Here is an 18,475-nt window from a genome sequence, read left to right as displayed (position 1 = left end):
AATAGTGTATAGCTTGACTATAAGGTGACAGGATCTTAAGAAGACTCTATTATTGATAAACAGTTTTACACATGCATGAATCTCAATGAGCAATCAGATGTGCTGACTTTTCTAAATAGCAATCTGCCTAACGCAATATTGCCTAAACTTTGTGGTGGGGACAAAGTGATGGACCTGCTATTTTATAGGCCACTTAGTTACGTAGATAGAAGTAAGTCACTGCCCGATGCTCAAGCTGGAGAATTTATAACTTTTATTGCAAAAGTTTATGAGCATCAGTCGCCCACTTTTAGAGGTAGACCATATAAAATAGTCGTTGAAAGTGAGAGTCAGTATATATTCATAGTCTTTTTTAATCACTCAGTTAAGTATTTATATAAACTATTTCCAGTTGGAGCCTATGTAATCATCAGTGGCAAACTCGAAAAATTTGCTGAGCATTGGCAGATTACTCATCCAGATTACGTGTCGCTTGACATCAACCAATTTAAAGAAATAGCTCGCATAGAGCCAGTCTACCAATTATGCCGTGGCATTACCAATAAGAGCATTGGGAACATAATAAGCTCTAACCTGAAAGAATTGCCTGATTTGCCAGAGTGGATAGATGATACATTAATCAAGCAAAAAAAATGGCTAAGTTGGAGGGAAAGCATCATAAAGTTGCACAGACCAAGCTCATTGGCGGAAGCCGAGGTTTGTAGAAAAAGGCTTGCTTATGATGAATTGTTTGCGTATCAGCTAGCACTGAAACTTGCAAGAGAAAATCATGTAAAAGAAAGGGGAAGAGAATTTATAGTATTGAATAAATATAAAGAGCAAGTTTTAAATGAATTATCGCTTCAATTAACAAACGATCAAATTCGTGCAATAGATGAAATTTCAGAGAGGCAAAAATCCAAGTATCGCATGATGAGCTTGCTGCAAGGTGATGTTGGTAGTGGCAAAACCGTAGTTGCACTTTTTGCGATGCTAAATGTGGTAGAAAACAACATGCAGGCAGCTCTAATGGCACCGACTACTATCTTGGCGGAGCAACATTATAATTGGATTGAGGAAGTTTTATCCTGTACCGATATAAAAGTTGCGCTGCTTACTGGTAAAACTTCGCGCAAGGAAAGAAAGATTATCATGAACGAACTTGCAAGTGGTGTTTTAAATATAGTGATTGGCACCCACGCGTTATTTCAAGCTAACGTTACATTTAAAAATTTAGGGCTTGCAGTCATAGACGAGCAACAGCGATTTGGAGTGATGCAGAGAAATCGCTTGGTAGGAAAAGGAGAAAATGCCGATATACTTTTCGTTACTGCAACTCCCATTCCAAGAACCTTGCAGCAAGCTATGTATGGTGACGTTGAATGTTCAATTTTGAGAGAAAAACCAAAATCCAGATTGCCAATAAAAACTGTAACTATGAACATTAGTAGGGTGCCAGATGTTATTGAAAAGCTAAAAGGTGCTATAAACAGGGGCGAAAAAGCATATTGGATTTGTCCATATATAGAAGAAAACGAAGAGACCAATATTGCTGCAGCAGAGATGCGTTTTCAGGAATTACAAAAAACATTTTTTGATAGAGTCGGGATAATACACGGAAAATTGACTCAGGAGCAGAAAGATCAAGTTATGTTTTCCTTCAAAAGAAATGAATTTTCTTTGCTTGTTGCAACCACTGTGATAGAAGTTGGTATAGATGTGCCAGATGCAACCATTATGATTATAGAAAATGCAGAGCAATTTGGGTTATCACAATTACATCAGTTAAGAGGCAGAGTAGGACGAGGAAACAAGCCATCTTTTTGTGTATTATTATACGATAATTTAAGTAAAAGCTCATCTTCAAAGTTAAAGATCATGTGTGAGTCACAGGACGGATTTTACATTGCTGAAAGGGATATGATGCTAAGAGGCAGTGGAGATATTTTAGGCACAAAACAATCAGGATGTATGGAATTTAAATTTGCTGATTTATATCAGGACAAAGAGCTGCTCAACCTCGCGTATAATAACGCAAAAGGTGCAATGGCTGATTTTGAATTACTGCTTGATATATTTGAATATAGAAGTAGATTACATTTTTCAAAATTTCAGTAGGAAAACTTCTTATCCAGGTAGCTCGCAGAAACGAATTAAATGCAAAAATTCCTTGACAAACTCCGCCAGCCCCCTTATCATGAAACTGAAGCTATTGTATTTGCTTTCACCAATTTGCAGATTAAAAGGTATAGATACTGTATGTCTTTACAAACTTCATCTAGATTTTTATCTAAATAAGCTGAATGCGCTTACAAAGCGTTACAAGACATCAAAAAATGCCAATACTTGACAAAGATAGTAAAGGACTAGCCAACTCGGGAATTCTTTGTCTTTTTTTCTGATTGGTAAATTTCTTAAATATTTATAGCTAACATGAACTGGGCAGTGCGTCACGCGCTGACCATTTACTGTGCAAATCACCTTCAAAAACAAACGTTCGTACACATATATTCTAGTTATATGATATAAATAAATGAAAAACATCAATTATCTAAATGAAATTCACATCTTAAAAGGATCATATACATCGATTTCCTTAGAATTACTCTTTTTCAATTTTTCACTTAATAATCTTAAAATAGGCTGTAAATCACCATTAATTGATAAGCACAGCACTTCTTTATTAAGATAATTGGCTAGGTGATTCTTCTTTTCCAGAATTTCTGCTTCTCTCAGCAAGTCGCATTTGTTTAATACTACAATCTCTTCTTTTTCAACAAGATCACCATTGTAAAGTTCCAATTCATTATGGATACAACTATAAGCCGAAACAACGTCATCATGAGTTACATCGATTAAATGAAGTAAAATTTGACACCTTTCTATGTGCTTTAAAAATTTATGTCCGAGCCCAACTCCAAGGTGAGCATCGGTGATTATTCCAGGAATATCTGCTATTACAACTTCGCTATCATCCACTTTTGTCACACCTAAGTGGGGTCTTACGGTGGTAAATTGATAATCGCCTACTTTTGTATCGGAATTTGAGCAGCGAGTCAAAAATTTTGATTTACCTGCGTTTGGCATGCCAATAATTCCAACATCTGATAAAACTTTTAGTTTTAATAATACATGTTTTTCTTCGCCAGGCTGACCGTAAGTAAAATGTCTTGGTGCCTTATTAGTAGAAGATTTAAAATTAGTATTTCCAAGTCCACCTTTTCCACCCTGTGCTACTTGAAATTCCATACCAGGCTTGTCAAGGTCTACTATTATCTCTTCACTTTCTTCATCAATTATTTGTGCACCGACTGGAACTCGAAGTATAACGTCTTTCCCTGCTGTGCCAGATCTATCCCTTCCTGCACCATTTTTCCCATTATCTGCTTTAATGTGTCTTCTATAACGAAAATGAAGCAAAGTGTTGAGATTAGCGTCGCTGATGAAAACTATGTTTCCACCCTTTCCTCCATTACCACCATTTGGACCACCAAATTCAACGAACTTTTCTCGACGAAAACTTGCACAACCGTCACCACCATCACCGGCTTTTAAGTACAATTTTACTTCGTCTATAAAACCCATGCTAACCCACGATAATATTTAGCATCTTTTCCTAATGTGCCTTCTATTCTCATTAGCTCGTTATACTTCGCGAGCCTATCAGAACGCGACAGCGACCCGGTTTTTATTTGCCCGCAATTTGATGCAACTGCTATATGAGATATTGTTGTGTCTTCTGTTTCACCTGAGCGGTGAGAAATAACAGCTTTGTAGTTGTTTGATTTTGCCATTTCAATAGCAGCAAAAGTTTCTGTTAACGTCCCTATTTGATTTGGCTTGATCAGTACAGCATTTGCCATTTTTTCTTCTATTCCTTTGCCTATTAGTTCACAATTTGTAACAAATAAATCATCCCCAACCAATTGAATTTTACTCCCCAATTTTGCAGTAAGCAATTTCCAACCTTCGTAATCGTCTTCACTCATTGCATCTTCTATAGAAACTATTGGATATTTTTCCACAAAGTCACAATAGTATTCAGTCAATTCTTTTGAAATAAGCTCTTTATTTTCAAATTTGTAAATTCCATCTTCATAAAAAGTAGATGAAGCAACGTCAAGGCCTAGTGCAAAATCACTTTGCGCTGAATAACCTGCTGATTCTATAGCGTATACGATCAAATCAAGTGCTTCTTCAGTACTTTCAATATTTGGTGCAAAACCACCTTCATCTCCTACGTTTGTGCTATAACCTTTTTTCTTAAGAATGCTACGTAAGTTGTGGAACACCTCCGCAGATATTCTAATTGCTTCACTGAAAGTCTCAGCACCAATCGGAAGAATCATGAATTCTTGGAAATCGAGCTTATTGTCTGCATGTACTCCGCCATTAATTATGTTAATTAACGGAACCGGCATAATACTTGCCTGCTCTCCTCCCAAATACCTATACAACGGAACTTTAAAACTGTTTGCTGCTGCTTTTGCAACCGCAAGAGACACACCCAAAGTTGCATTTGCTCCAAGTTTAGATTTATTTTTTGTTCCATCCAGTTCAATTAATGCTTTATCAATTGCATTTTGGTTCGCTGCATTCATTCCAATGATTCTATCTGTTATCACTCCATTTACAGCTTGAACAGCTTTCAGCACTCCCTTACCACAATACCTTTTCTCATCTTGGTCTCTGAGTTCCAAGGCTTCCAGTTTACCGGTTGAAGCTCCAGAAGGTACAGATGCTCTACCTATTACTCCATCACAGAGTTCAATTTTCACCTCAACAGTGGGGTAACCCCTGCTATCTAAAATTTCTCTTGCAAATACGTTGTTGATTATCTTATTCATCGCATTAAACCTTAACTTCCGCAATAAGTGCTGCAGTTTCCTTTGCCAATTTAGCTATATTACTACCAGCACCAATAAATAATACTATATCACCTGGACTTGTTGAATCACTAACAAAATGGGAAATGAGTAGAGAATCATTCATGATTTTTACGCTATCAAACCCATTACTGATTAAAGCTTCTTGTATATCATTAATCCCACAACCAGGAATAGGCTTGTCTTCTGGGGGATGAACAGGAGTGAGGATTACATAATCAAACATCATGAAAATTCGTATGAATTCATTAAAAAAATTACGAATGCGAGCAAAACGAAGTGGTTCGATAATTCCTATTACTTTTCCTTTAGTAATCGAACGTGCAGCCGTTAAAGTTGCATATATTTCATTTGGATGATGGGCATAATCCTCAATTAACTTAACACCTTTAATATTGGCAATCAAAGAGAATCTTCTTGCTACTCCTTGAAATTCCAAAAGGCCTTTTTTAATCTCTGCATTGCTAATCCCGAGCTTTATCGCAACTGATATTGCAGCCAAGGCGTTACTCATTTTGTGAATACCTATTGCGTTTGCTAGTACTACGTTTTTTAAAGGGCTGGATTCCAGTGTCAAGCACTGGGATGATACCTGTTTTTCTGTCATTCCAGTGCTTGACACTGGAATCCAGTTGTTCAAAACGTCAAATTCTATGCTGTTAGCACGCTGTTTAATGTTACTTGCTCTGACATTACTCACTTTGGCAAAGCGTGACGCTGATTTTTTTTTCTGGATCCCAGTGTCAGCTACTTGGATGACAATGTCATCATCCTCAAATCCAAACATCATAGAGTTACTTGCATCATAATTAATGCCTACAGAATCAGGCAAAACTGCAAAACCTGCTTTGCTTATAAACTGAGAAAACGCATTTTTAATATCGTCGAATGTACCATAATGATCCATATGATCGTCGTTAATACTCGTTATGACAGCAATATTTGCAGGAATTTTTATCATGGTTCCATCAGACTCATCAGCTTCGATTAAAAAAATGTCACTCTTTCCAAGTCTTGAATTACTCTGATACGAATTTAGTATTCCTCCTACAATTACAGTTGCATCAATATTAGAATGATCAAAAATAGAAGCAATCATAGCCGTTGTTGTCGTCTTTCCACTTGAACCTGAAACTGCTATCACATATTTATCTTTCATAATTTCAGTAAGTATGTCTGATCTATGCAAAATGGTTTTATTTTTATTTCTCGCTGTTACTAACTCCACATTATCAGATTCTATCGCAGAAGAATGTACAACTATTTGAGCTTGGCTTATATTATTAGCATTGTGACCAATAAAAACCTCTATGCCCAGCCTTTGTAATCTATCTACATTGTTGTTTGATTGTGCATCACTGCCTTGAACTTTGCAATTGGAATTGTGAAGAATTTCAGCAATGGCACTCATTCCGATTCCACCTATACCAACTATATGTATTATTCTTTTTTGAGTTTTGTTAATATTTAGCAGTAGATGTTTACTCATTATTAAATTTATTATAGTATAATTTAAAATTCTCATAGTATCGAACCCTCTTACCGAATACAATGATAAAAAACCTAGCCTTCCTATGTCTAATATTTGTTTTGATGAGTAGTTGCAGTTTTAGCAACAGGTTTAATTGCACTGCAGGTCATTATAAAATTGGCTGCAGCTACACAATAAATGGTATAACTTATTATCCAAAAAACTGTAAACACTATGAAGAGATAGGGATAGCGTCGTGGTATGGAATAGAAGATCATGGCACGCTTACAGCAAATGGTGAAGTGTTTAACCGTCACTTGATCTCTGCAGCGCATAAGACTTTGCCCCTACCCTGCTTTGCTCTTGTCACTAATTTAGAAAATGGAAGAAAGCTTGTTGTAAGGATTAACGATAGAGGGCCTTTTATTGAAGGCAGAATAATAGACTTATCAGAAAAAGCAGCTCAAGTCTTAGGATTTCATAAAGTAGGGCTTACAAAGGTAAAAGTCCAATACCTAAGAAAGATGTCAGAACAATTGATACAAAATACTCCTCATTACAGAAAGCAATATGAAAAAGAAATGCAGAAACGTCACCCGAAACAAGACAGTGCAGAAAGTAAGGGATATGTTGCATTTTTTAAAAGTGCTCAGGCTGCTAAGTCAGCTGCATCGAAGCTTCGCAATCAAGGAATAAAAAATGTTAGATTGCTTTTTAAGAACGATCAATATTGCGTGAAAGTGAGTTATAAGTAGAAAACTCTAGGCTCTGCCTAAATAATTTATAATAGATTTCTTGTATAACCACCTTTTGAGTAACCTTTGGCAGTTTGGATGACATGAGGTAATGTAAGAAGTCTAATAGCAAGTAATTAATGCTGTTTTTTTCTGATACCAGGTATTACTTAAGTAATGAGATTGACTTTCTTGCTATAATATGGTAATTAAAAATATTATTTAAAGCAAGAGGTAAAGTTATGACAACGAAATACGATCAGTGGGAAGAAATATTAAGTGCAGTTAACAATGAGGGGAGAAACCTAAATGAAAATAATGTAATTGAAAAAATAAAAGAGAGATTAAAAGTAAAAGATAAAGATGAGTATGATAAGTGGGAAAAAGCTGATTTTGATGTGAATCATCGATTTGAATGGTTGGAAGGTAGGAAGCCCACATTACTACATCTGGCTGTTTGCCATGAGGCAGCAAGTGTTTTGAATGCTCTATTGGGAGTAAAAGAAATCAATGTTAATGCAGTAACAGGTAGACTTGAATGGACCCCTTTACACGAAGCTGCTTACTCTATCCATAATGAGACAGTAGATGCGTTATTAAAGTCAAAAAAAACAAATGTCAATGCAGTAGATAAAGATGGATGGACTCCTTTACATTGGGCTGCTGCAGTTAGTAAGAAAAGTATAGTAAAAGCTTTAGTAGAAAATGGAGCAGATTCTTTATTGATAAATAATAAAGGTCAAACTCCAAGAGACTTAGCTCGTGATTATATGAAGGAGTTTCTGAAAGAAGCAGAAGAAAAACAGCTTAGAAAGCAAAACGAAGGAACAAACAATTTACCACAAAATAAGGATGATAATAAAGATACAACACATCTTCTAGGAAAAACAGAGAAAAAACAACCTACATCAGCGACCATGAAAGGGTTTTTGTCGGTGGTTCAGTTGCGGTATTAGGCGCTGCGATAGCAGTGACACTTTTTGCAGCTGGAACAATTGCGGTTGAACTAATGCCTGTGGTAATAGCCGTTGCTGCAATCGCAACAGCGGCACTGGCAGTTGGTGGTGTTACATACATGCTGTCAAAGCCTAGTACTAAAGTGGATGAAACGAAAGAACAACAAAACGTGAATGGGAAGGTGCAAGGAGCAGCATAATAGGTAAGTTGGTATAGCTTTTGAGGGTAGGCAGGGTGCCATCTAAGTAGCGGACACATGGACCCGGAAAACTATGGTAGCCTAGTAATTGTGTAATGAATACGGGAATGTTCGTACAGTTGTGTGTCAAGCACTGGAATGACAAGTTCTCGGCAACCCCTACGTCATACCGCCGCAGATAGATTCCGCTAACACGTAGCGGAATGACGGTTTTTCAAATTGTCGGTAAATCTAAGTCAGTTTAGCTATAGCACTATAGAGACAAAAATCAAAATTTACTTATTTACGTCTCCAATTTCATTGTGTATAATGGAGAAAAAGATTGATATTTCGTATTTTATGTCTCCATCATTTATTGGTAGGCAAACCGAGTTGAAGCAACTGCTGGAGCTTACGGAAAAAAACACTGCATCTTTTGTAGTAGTCAAAGGAAGGCGTCGTATAGGAAAAAGTCGTTTAATTCAAGAGTTTGGTAAACATTTCGAACAACATTACTCATTTGCAGGTTTGCCACCAGAAAAGCATACTACAACATCCCACCAACTTAATGAATTTTCTAGACAAGTTGCTAGACAATTTAATACATCTTTTGCTAGATATGACGACTGGAGTATGGGCAGTTGGTGAACGTTTACTATCTGGCAAAATATTATTGCTCTTTTATGAAATTTCTTGGATGGGCTCAAAAGATCCAACTTTTTTAGGCAAAATAAAGAATTTTTGGGATATACAGCTAAAAAATAATAACAAGCTAATTTTTGTCGTTTGTGGATCTGCATCATCTTGGATCGAGAAAAATATACTTAGTAGTACTGGTTTTGTAGGAAGAATATCGTTGACTTTAACACTCGGGACTTTCTGATTGCAATGAATTTTGGCCAAAAAATATACGAAAAGTTTAAGGTGCTTGCAGTAAACGGTGGAATTCCAAAATATTTAGAAGAGGTAAATTTTAGACACAGTGCTGAAAGAAATATTAAAACGCTTTGTTTTACAAAAGGTGGATTTTTAGTTGAGGAGTTTGACCAAATATTTTCAGATCTATTCATGCGAAAAACAGCTTTTTATAAGCAAATAGTGAGAGCTCTTTCTACTGGAGCTAAAGAACAGGAAGAAATTTTTACTGCTTTAAACATTGCAAAACACGGACGCATTTCTGAGTATCTATATGAGCTCGAGCTTGCCGGTTTTATTGCAAGGGATCACACTTGGAATATAAAAACTGGTACTGATTCACGATTCAGAAGGTACAGACTTCAAGATAATTATTTAAGGTTTTATCTAAAATATATTGAAAAAAATCTAGGAAAAATTAATCGCGACACCTACTCTATGAGATTACTCGCACCTCCAGGAGAGTGGCATACAATTATTGGACTTCAGTTTGAAAATTTGGTGCTTAACAATAGAAAGAGCATACATAATATCTTGAGAATTGATGGAATAGTAAGCGAAAATCCATTTTTTCAGAGGAAGACAGGTGCTGGTTGTCAAATTGATTACATGATTCAAACAAGGTTTAACACTCTCTACATTTGCGAAATCAAATTTTCAAAAAATAAAATCGGTCATTCAATAATACAAGAAGTACAAAAGAAAATAGATACACTAAAGCGTCCAAAAGGCTTTTCATGCCGTCCAGTTCTTATTCACGTTAATGGTGTGAGTGATGACGTTATAGATAGTGATTACTTTTCAAACATAATTGATTTTGGAGAATTATTGAATTGTAAGTAATTCTTGCTCTACTTTTTCAACTTTGTGTTGTTTAACATTGGAACAAGATTCCAGATGACATCTTTCATGAACTCTTATTATAACAATAGACCTGCTGAGAATCAAGCAATAAAAAGAAGGAAAGGAGGGTGACTAAAATCAAGATTAACTAAAAGGCGTGCTTAAGATTCACAATACCAGCAATAATATTGAACCTCAGGTCGTATTTTTTCTGAAAATTGCGGTAAATATGAGACATAATCTTAAATATCTTTATCTCACGGATCTTATTTTCTACTCTCATTCTAAATGATGCTAATCTTCTATTATGCTCTTTCTGCTCTGGAGTTAATGGCTTTTTACGATACTTTTTATATGGAATTATAACATTGCTTTGCAATTTTTGCCAACCTTGATATCCAGAATCGGCATATTTTATGCTATCGATTGGTAAATATTTTTCTTGTTTCCTTATGCGAAAATCATTAATTCTACCACGATATGAATTTGACACTGATAAAATTCTTCCACCTTCTTCGATAACAATCTCAGTTTTCATAGTGTTGGTTCTTTTCTTTCCTGAATATGATTTCTTCCGTTTTTTACTATCTTCTGGTCTCTGTATTTGCTGTTCTGTAACATCAGCCAGAATCTTCAGTATTTTTTCTGGTGTTATACTTCTATCTTTTGTTATAGTAACTTTTTTGGCAAGTAATGGCTCTATTTTCTTCAGTAACCTACATACATTTGCGTTGTGCACATTGAACAGGCACCCTAAAAATCTATGTGTTATGTAAGTGCGATAGTACAAAATTACGCAAAATAACTTATCTTTTAGAGTTGGTAGTTGTGATCTTCTACCATGGCACTTTTTCTGTTTTTCAACTCTTTCCCACCCAGACCTCACTTTTTCCACTACCTTTTCGAACTCCTCTATAGTTAAACCTGTTATACTACGAAAGTTTCTTGGGTGTTTCTTCATGTTATAGTAACTAAAGCTCATTTTTTTACCTTACTCAATCTGCTTATTCTTCTTCTACTTCTCTCACATTATTTTTTCAATCACCTTTTGCAGCAGGTCTTATGCTATAGGTTGCAAGCGAGACGTCATACCGCCGCAGTATCTCTAGATCCCGCTAACAAGCAGCGGGATGACAGTTGTCATGGTGTCATGAAAGTAGCTGACACTGGTTTCCATCCAAGAAGGTGTCATCCCAGTGCCCAGACACTGGGATCCAGAAAACTTAACTCTACACCAAGTAAATGTACAATAAGAACTAAATTCCAGACTGGAATGACATCATAGGGGCACTGGGATGACAAAAAAAGGAGCGCTGACCATTTTCGGTCTCTTAAGTTACTTTAGCCATAAATACTTAAGAAATTTACTAAACGAAAAAAAAGGCAAAAGAAGCCCCGTGGTGCGAGTTTTGACCCTATAATAATTTAAACTGGCGCTGTAATAATGTGCTGACGCTTAGTTTAAGCGCGGTTTGGCTGAATGTAGAAAAAATTTAAAAGACATGCAGCCGCTATAATTTTATGTAATCCGCCAAAAAACACACTAAGTTTTTTACTGAATTTTGTCATTGAACCTGCGCAGATCAAAAACAAGTTTTGAGTCAGAAATACCCTTAATACTACAATAAGGGAGCTGGCAAAGCTTGTCAAGCAACTTTTTCCGTTTCTACCAGCTACTTGGATGACACCACATAAATTAATAAATAGGAAAATTACTGCAAATCTTTTCAACTTTAGTTTTTACTGCTTTTTCGACACTTGAGCTATTTCCGCTGATTAATCCCTGAACCACTTCATTTACTAGGCTGGCTATCTCTTTAAAATTTTCTGCCTCAAGTCCGCGTGTTGTCTCAGCAGCGGTGCCAAAACGGAGCCCTGAAGTGATGGTTGGCTTTTCTGTATCAAATGGTACAGAGTTTTTATTGCAGGTAATGCCAGCCCTCTCAAGGCTATCTACAACGTCTTTTCCAGTTAATTTCTGCGATCTTAAGTCAATTAGCACTATATGAGAGTCAGTGCCACCGGTTATAATGTCGAGTCCATGCTTTTGCAATTCTTGAGCTAGTACTTTCGCATTTTCCACGATTTTCTTGCTATAAGTTTTAAACTCTGGCGCTAATGCTTCTTTAAATGCAACAGCTTTTGCAGCTATCACATGCATAAGTGGCCCGCCCTGCAATCCTGGAAAAACTGCAGATTGAATTTTTTTGTGTAATGCTTCATCATTGGTCATCACTATTCCACCACGAGGACCACGCAAAGTTTTGTGAGTTGTGGAAGTCATAACATGTGCATATTCAGCAGGAGACGGATATTCACCTGCTGCAATAAGTCCCGCATAGTGAGCAATGTCCGCAAGCAAATAAGCACCAACTTTATCTGCAACTTCGCGAAAACGTTTGAAGTCCATTTTCCTTGGATAAGCAGAAGCGCCAGCTATGATCAATTTTGGCTTATGTTTGAGTGCCAGCCTTTCTATCTCATCCATATCCAGCAAGTAAGTGTCTTTATTCACTGTATATTGAATTGACTTAAACCATTTACCAGAAAGGCTTGGTGCCGCACCATGAGTTAGATGTCCACCGCAACTCAGTGATAATCCAAGTATTGTATCGCCTGTAGTAAGCAGTGAAGCAAATACCGCCTGATTTGCCTGAGAACCAGAGTGAGGTTGAACATTTGCAAATTTAACACCGAACAGCTTACAAAGTCTTTCTATAGCTAGACTTTCAACTTTGTCCACATGCTCACAACCACAGTAATACCTTTTGCCTGGATAGCCTTCTGCATATTTATTAGTCAGAAAAGAGCCTTGTGCTTCCATTACTGCTTTACTTGCAAAATTCTCTGATGCAATTAATTGCAATTGTGACTTTTGACGTTGTAACTCTTTTTCTATAAACTGATAAACCTCGTTATCAAAAGACTTTAAACTATTTTTAGAGCCACAGATTTTTTTTAAAACACTCATCATAGATCAAACCTCGCTTTAATTTTAAGATGCACAAGCAATTTTAAGACTACTTATCCTGCTTTTTTAACCATAAGAGCCCAAAAACAGCTATTAGCAAACATACAGGAATAATAGATGTTGCTTTTATCAGCAATTCAGCACTATACACAGGATTTCCTTGTATTACTGTTCTATCCCAACATAAATTTATTATTTTTGCGATTCCAGTGTGAAAAAAATAGCCAAAACCCATGACTATCATGTTTGACACAGATGTAGCTAAGCCTACTAAGTTATTATTTACATAACTTAGTGCTTTATAAATTGTAACTATTTGATATCCAGATGCAAAGCCGATAATAAAAAGCGTAGGTAATACAACATACAAGCCACCAATCTGAGTAAAAAGTAATAGAAAACCGGCGATCATTGCAAATGAGCATGAAATTATTACTTCATAATGCTTATTTTTATACTTTTCCAATAAATAAGCCAAAGAGAATGATCCTGTTAACATTCCTATCAATATTACGGAAGAGAGAGAAGACGCCAAGTCTTCATTCATTTCATATACTTCAAAAAAGAATGCTTTCGCCCAACCATCGGCAAAACCTTGCATTGGACCGACCATGAGTCCACCAAAAAAGCTAATTAGAATAATATGCTTGTTGAGAAGTATGTTTTTTAAGTCTCTAATGCTAACTTTTTCCTGCTGAACATTGCTTTCAGGTGTTACTAAGAACAGCAACAGAGCAAGTAAACATCCGAATGCTGAGAAGGTATAGATAACACAATTCCAGCCAAATTTATTGAGTAAGAAGTCTAACGGTAATCCGCCACATATCCCCCCCAACACTCCTATAATTATGGATAAACTGGCCATTCTTGCTGATTTTTCTTGCGCAAAATACATGCTTGCAACTTTAAAAAGCCCAATTGCTGAAGCGGACGACCCAATTCCCACAATTACTCTGCCAACTATTGAATAGCTCCACTCATCAAAGCATATAAGCGGTAATGTTCCGGTAAATGTCAAAACGGTACAAGCAGGCAAAACAAACTTGGGTCCAAATCTATCAAGGAAAAGACCAACAGGTATATGAGCTAGCATAGAGCCTACATAGTATAACCCACCAAACTGGCCAATATCTGTAATACTTATGTTAAATTTTGTTATCAATCCAGGCGCAATTATGTTTGGAATTACGCGTAATATATATTGGTACGCATAAAACAGTGACGCTAACAACCAGATTAAAAAATTCCTCTGCAGTACTTTACCCCAAAGCTAGTATTATAGATACTCTGTTTATAGAAAACAATATTTTTATGAATACTTATTTTAATTTACTGAAATTTTATACAGCTGAACTCATAGCCAACATAAGTAGTTTATGCATTAACTAAATTTTCCAGGTTCAAGTTTGGATGATGGAAAAAGTTCACTTTTTCTATTTTTAAAAGAGACCTTTTATTTTACTTATAATTTTTTCTACCATATCTACAACTGGCTCATGAATAAGGTATATGAAAAAAATTACACCACAAATGACAAGTATATTTATGATTTTGCCCTTATTCATCTTTATCTTGAGCTTCACTTTTGTTACAAGATCCATTTTATTTATGTTTTTATTTCATGCTAACAATTATATATTAAATACCATAATTTTCAGTAAAATTTGACTTTAGAAGTATCCTATTAACTCAATATTAACCTTTCTACATGTAAAATAGTTAATATAGCATTGAGGTAGGTTGATGAACATAAGCACAATAAGATCTGCTGCAAAAGGTGATTGAAAAAATAATGTGAGAGAAGTAGAAGAAGAATAAGCAGATTGAGTAAGGTAAAAAAATGAGCTTTAGTTACTATAACATGAAGAAACACCCAAGAAGCTTTCGTAATATAACAGGTTTAACTATAGAGGAGTTCGAAAAGGTAGTGGAAAAAGTGAGGTCTGGGTGGGAAAGACTTGAAAAACAGAAAAAGTGCCATGGTAGAAGATCACAACTACCAACTCTAGAAGATAAGTTATTTTGCGTAATTTTGTACTATCGCACTTACATAACACATAGATTTTTAGGGTGCCTGTTCAATGTTCACAACGCAAATGTATTTAGGTTACTGAAGAAAATAGAGCCATTACTTGCCAAAAAAGTTACTATAACAAAAGATAGAAGTATGACACCAGAAAAAATACTGAAGATTCTGGCTGATGTTACAGAACAGCAAATACAGAGACCAGAAGATAGTAAAAAACGGAAGAAATCATATTCAGGAAAAAAAAGAACCAACACTATGAAAACTGAGATTGTTATCGAAGAAGGTGGAAGAATTTTATCAGTGTCAAATTCATATCGTGGTAGAATTAATGATTTTCGCATAAGGAAACAAGAAAAATATTTACCAATCGATAGCATAAAATATGCCGATTCTGGATATCAAGGTTGGCAAAAATTGCAAAGCAATGTTATAATTCCATATAAAAAGTATCGTAAAAAGCCATTAACTCCAGAGCAGAAAGAGCATAATAGAAGATTAGCATCATTTAGAATGAGAGTAGAAAATAAGATCCGTGAGATAAAGATATTTAAGATTATGTCTCATGTTTACCGCAATTTTCAGAAAAAATACAACCTGAGGTTCAATATTATTGCTGGTATTGTGAATCTTAAGCACGCCTTTTAGTTAACCTTGATTTTAGTCACCCTCCTTTCCTTCTTTTTATTGCTTGATTCTCAGCAGGTCTTTAGATAATACATTGCAAAATTACATAACAAAATACATTGAACAAACATTCGCTACACATGTGTCAGGCAATAGATATGACAAATTGTATAGGGAACTTCTAAGTGGCATAGAAGAGATAATAAAACTCACTATAAACGAAGCAAAACATTATGACAAAAGTTTGGAAAATCTATATAACGATTCAAGATTTAATAAGAAATTTATTCAAGCTGTTGCTAAACATAAGGTGTCGGAATTTTTAAATACTCACCCGAAAAGAAAAGAAATTGTTGCAGAATTTTACAATGAACATCACATTAACGAAAGTGATTTAAAGACTCTGGAGAAAGGGAAAGATTTAGTAAATAAAATAAATAACATTAACTTACTGCAACGAAATAAAAAAAATGAGGAATTCAATATTAGAAAAACACTTGCTCACTCAATAAAAACGCCTTCCATAGAAAAATACAAGTTAGAACATTCAAGATAACCTTAGTGAATATTTTTGACGCGGTGAAATGGGTAATTTATGGATAGTCTATTTCATTTTAACTCCTGGCACGCTTTAGTAATACTATCACATCCAATTTCTAATTGTTCCTGAGAGGTTGCATAAGAAATTCTGATAAAATTTTCTAGACCAAATGCAATTCCTGGAACCACAGCAACTAAATGATCCTCTAGCAAGTATTCAGTGAAATCAAGATCATTATTTATTACTTTACCACTTTTTGTACTCTTACTGAGCAATCCTTCACACGAGACAAATAAATAAAATGCACCTTGCGGAATGGATGCTGATAATCCCGGAGCAGAATTTAGCTTTTTCACCATAAAATCTCTACGACTCTTAAAAATCCTTGTTCTTTCTCTCAAAAAACTATGGTCACCGTTTAATGCTGCTGCTGCTGCTGCTTGTGCTATCGAATTTGGGTTAGAAGTGCTCTGAGACTGCAGCGTAGAGATAGCTTTTACTACATCACTTCTACCTGCAATATACCCTATTCTCCAGCCTGTCATTGCATAGGCTTTTGACACTCCATTGACTACAAAAACTCTGTTGTAAAGCTTTGGCTCAACCTGAGTGATAGTAAAAAACTTTTCGTCGTATATTATATGCTCATAAATATCATCTGTAACGACATTTACATGTGGATATTCAAGCAATATTTGTGCTATGTCTTTCAATTCATCATATATGTACACAACTCCTGCAGGATTGTTCGGTGAGTTAAGAATTAACCATTTAGTTTTTTTAGTTATCCTGCTTTTCAATAATTCCGCTGTCAGTTTAAAATTTTGTTTGCATTCCACTACAACTGGTAAGCCCCCAAAAAGATTTACCATATCAACATATGAAACCCAATAAGGAGCTGGAATAATAACTTCATCTCCAGAGTTAATTGTTGCCATAAACAAATTGAATAACACCTGCTTAGCGCCAGTACCAACACAGATTTGGTTAAACGTGTACTCGAGGTTATTATCCCTTCTTAACTTATCAATTATTGCTTCTTTCAGCTCACGCGTTCCATCAACAGCAGTATACTTAGTTTTACCTTCACTTATTGCTTGAATAGCTGCTTTTTTTATATGATCTGGAGTATCAAAATCCGGTTCTCCTGCAGCTAAAACACAGATCTTTTTTCCTTCATTTTTCAACTTATTTGCCTTATCAGTTACAGCAATCGTAGGTGATGGTTTTATTAGGGACATTCTTTTTGCAAGGTCTGACATATCTTACTGAAGCTAAATTCAAATGATAAACCCTGTACAGCAAAAAAGCTAGGAATTTTGTGTATTGTATTAGTAGCTTTTTACCAAATTCACCAACGCAGTGATATTTTCAACTGGAGTATCAGGGAGTATTCCATGTCCGAGATTAAATATGAAGGGTGAATCTCTAAAGCAATCTATTATACGTTTTGCTTCTTTTATTGCTTCCGTTTTATTATAGGCTAAAAGATTAGGATCAAGATTTCCTTGTAGAGGGATTTTTAGATTCGCTTTCGCCCATTCTATTGGAACATTATAATCTATACTTACTGCAGATACACCTGTTTGTTCGCAGTAATCCTTATAAAGATTTCCAGCAGACCTTGGAAATCCTATTATTGGAAAATCAGAAAATCTATCCTTTATTGCCAAGGTAATTCTCTTTGTTGGTTCGATAACATATTCTTTAAACAATGGTTCCGATAATGCACCAGCATTACTGTCAAATAGCTGAATAACATCTGCTCCAAATTCTATCTGTTTAATTAGATAAATAATCGTTGCTTCCGTTATTCGTTCAATTATTTCCTTCAAATACGAAGGGTAAAAATTTAATACTTTGGAAAAAGTTTTGCTGCTTCCACCTTCTATGATATATAAAGCTACTGTCCATGGGCCACCAGCAAATCCTATAAGAGGCTTTTTTTTTGATAGCTGACTTCTGACTTTCTTTATAGCGTTTAGAATTGGTAAAATTTTAGCTTCAATGTCTTGTGGACTTTTCAATTCTTTAGGATTCTTTATAGGTTTTATTCTCGGGCCCACATTACGCAGGAAATTCACGTCACAACCCAAAACATCAGCTATTATTAAAATGTCTGAAAAAATTATCGCCGCATCTACGTCAAATCTTGTCACTGGCTGTAACGTCAATTCTGTCACTAAATCTGTGTTGTAGCATATCTCCATAAAATTATTCATATTTTCCACTGCTTTGCGGTACTCAGGAAGAGACCTGCCAGCCTGACGCATTAGCCAAATAGGCACTCTTTCACCTGGCTCATTTTGCTTGATAACTTCTACTATTGTTGTTTTGCTCCTTTCCA

16 protein-coding genes and 1 pseudogene are annotated in these 18,475 nt (G+C 35.6%); 9 read left to right on the top strand and 8 right to left on the bottom strand.

Annotation, left to right across the window (positions count from 1 at the left end):
* Window positions 1-75: 75 nt before the first annotated feature.
* The gene (gene recG, locus AAGD69_RS00085; protein ID WP_341812147.1) at window positions 76-2,097 is read left to right on the top strand and encodes an ATP-dependent DNA helicase RecG; all 2,022 of its coding nucleotides are present in this window, start codon (window positions 76-78) and stop codon (window positions 2,095-2,097) included.
* A gap of 444 nt (window positions 2,098-2,541) precedes the next feature.
* Here the strand turns inward: recG and cgtA are convergent, their stop codons facing one another.
* The 3 genes from cgtA to murC are packed head-to-tail and all read right to left on the bottom strand — an operon-like array spanning window position 2,542 to window position 6,390.
* On the bottom strand, window positions 2,542-3,564 hold the full coding sequence (cgtA, locus tag AAGD69_RS00080; protein ID WP_341812146.1) for an Obg family GTPase CgtA: 1,023 nt from the start codon (window positions 3,562-3,564) through the stop codon (window positions 2,542-2,544).
* Window positions 3,552-4,826, bottom strand: coding sequence for a phosphopyruvate hydratase (eno, locus tag AAGD69_RS00075; protein WP_341812145.1), 1,275 nt, complete (start codon window positions 4,824-4,826; stop codon window positions 3,552-3,554). The genes cgtA and eno overlap by 13 nt, the downstream gene beginning before the upstream one ends.
* 4 nt (window positions 4,827-4,830) lie before the next feature.
* Window positions 4,831-6,390: a UDP-N-acetylmuramate--L-alanine ligase gene (gene murC / locus AAGD69_RS00070; RefSeq protein WP_341812144.1), complete on the bottom strand. Its 1,560-nt coding sequence runs from the start codon at window positions 6,388-6,390 to the stop codon at window positions 4,831-4,833.
* Window positions 6,391-6,416: 26 nt separating this feature from the next.
* On the opposite strand from murC, the gene AAGD69_RS00065 reads away from it, so the two are divergent.
* The 6 genes from AAGD69_RS00065 (at window position 6,417) to AAGD69_RS00040 (ending at window position 9,963) form a co-directional block, all read left to right on the top strand.
* On the top strand, window positions 6,417-7,091 hold the full coding sequence (locus tag AAGD69_RS00065; RefSeq protein ID WP_341812143.1) for a septal ring lytic transglycosylase RlpA family protein: 675 nt from the start codon (window positions 6,417-6,419) through the stop codon (window positions 7,089-7,091).
* A 221-nt stretch (window positions 7,092-7,312) separates the two neighbouring features.
* The gene (locus tag AAGD69_RS00060) at window positions 7,313-8,026 is read left to right on the top strand and encodes an ankyrin repeat domain-containing protein (protein ID WP_341812142.1); all 714 of its coding nucleotides are present in this window, start codon (window positions 7,313-7,315) and stop codon (window positions 8,024-8,026) included.
* A gap of 14 nt (window positions 8,027-8,040) precedes the next feature.
* Window positions 8,041-8,226: a hypothetical protein gene (locus AAGD69_RS00055; protein ID WP_341812141.1), complete on the top strand. Its 186-nt coding sequence runs from the start codon at window positions 8,041-8,043 to the stop codon at window positions 8,224-8,226.
* A gap of 309 nt (window positions 8,227-8,535) precedes the next feature.
* Entirely contained in the window at window positions 8,536-8,853 is a 318-nt protein-coding gene (locus tag AAGD69_RS00050; protein ID WP_341812140.1) for an ATP-binding protein, read from the top strand.
* On the top strand, window positions 8,825-9,088 hold the full coding sequence (locus AAGD69_RS00045; protein ID WP_341812139.1) for a hypothetical protein: 264 nt from the start codon (window positions 8,825-8,827) through the stop codon (window positions 9,086-9,088). The genes AAGD69_RS00050 and AAGD69_RS00045 overlap by 29 nt, the downstream gene beginning before the upstream one ends.
* A 41-nt stretch (window positions 9,089-9,129) precedes the next feature.
* The gene (locus AAGD69_RS00040) at window positions 9,130-9,963 is read left to right on the top strand and encodes a hypothetical protein (protein ID WP_341812138.1); all 834 of its coding nucleotides are present in this window, start codon (window positions 9,130-9,132) and stop codon (window positions 9,961-9,963) included.
* 148 nt (window positions 9,964-10,111) lie between these two features.
* On the opposite strand, the gene AAGD69_RS00035 is transcribed toward AAGD69_RS00040, so the two are convergent.
* The 3 genes from AAGD69_RS00035 to AAGD69_RS00025 all read right to left on the bottom strand — a co-directional run bounded on the left by AAGD69_RS00035 (window position 10,112) and on the right by AAGD69_RS00025 (window position 14,189).
* Window positions 10,112-10,924 (bottom strand): transposase family protein, encoded by an 813-nt coding sequence (locus tag AAGD69_RS00035; protein ID WP_410529849.1) that lies wholly within the window; start codon window positions 10,922-10,924, stop codon window positions 10,112-10,114.
* Window positions 10,925-11,659: 735 nt separating this feature from the next.
* Window positions 11,660-12,937, bottom strand: coding sequence for a serine hydroxymethyltransferase (glyA, locus tag AAGD69_RS00030; RefSeq protein ID WP_341812136.1), 1,278 nt, complete (start codon window positions 12,935-12,937; stop codon window positions 11,660-11,662).
* A gap of 46 nt (window positions 12,938-12,983) precedes the next feature.
* Window positions 12,984-14,189, bottom strand: coding sequence for an MFS transporter (locus tag AAGD69_RS00025; RefSeq protein WP_341812667.1), 1,206 nt, complete (start codon window positions 14,187-14,189; stop codon window positions 12,984-12,986).
* A 606-nt stretch (window positions 14,190-14,795) separates the two neighbouring features.
* On the opposite strand from AAGD69_RS00025, the gene AAGD69_RS00020 reads away from it, so the two are divergent.
* Together AAGD69_RS00020 and AAGD69_RS00015 are read left to right on the top strand one after the other, a co-directional pair.
* The gene (locus AAGD69_RS00020) at window positions 14,796-15,608 is read left to right on the top strand and encodes a transposase family protein (RefSeq protein WP_410529848.1); all 813 of its coding nucleotides are present in this window, start codon (window positions 14,796-14,798) and stop codon (window positions 15,606-15,608) included.
* 46 nt (window positions 15,609-15,654) lie between these two features.
* Window positions 15,655-16,143, top strand: coding sequence for a hypothetical protein (locus AAGD69_RS00015; protein ID WP_341812666.1), 489 nt, complete (start codon window positions 15,655-15,657; stop codon window positions 16,141-16,143).
* Window positions 16,144-16,196: 53 nt separating this feature from the next.
* Here AAGD69_RS00015 and AAGD69_RS00010 read toward each other — a convergent pair whose 3' ends face one another.
* Both AAGD69_RS00010 and hemE read right to left on the bottom strand, forming a co-directional pair.
* Entirely contained in the window at window positions 16,197-17,390 is a 1,194-nt protein-coding gene (locus AAGD69_RS00010) for a pyridoxal phosphate-dependent aminotransferase (RefSeq protein ID WP_341812134.1), read from the bottom strand.
* Window positions 17,391-17,514: 124 nt separating this feature from the next.
* A pseudogene (gene hemE / locus AAGD69_RS00005) lies at window positions 17,515-18,408 on the bottom strand (uroporphyrinogen decarboxylase); the annotation flags it as partial.
* Window positions 18,409-18,475 lie beyond the last annotated feature (67 nt).

The sequence above is a fragment of the Wolbachia endosymbiont (group A) of Conops quadrifasciatus genome (genome assembly GCF_964027015.1).
Classification (GTDB): Bacteria; Pseudomonadota; Alphaproteobacteria; order Rickettsiales; family Anaplasmataceae; genus Wolbachia.
Note: the sequence above shows the minus strand (reverse complement) of the source record. Positions and strands in the feature narration are given on the sequence as shown.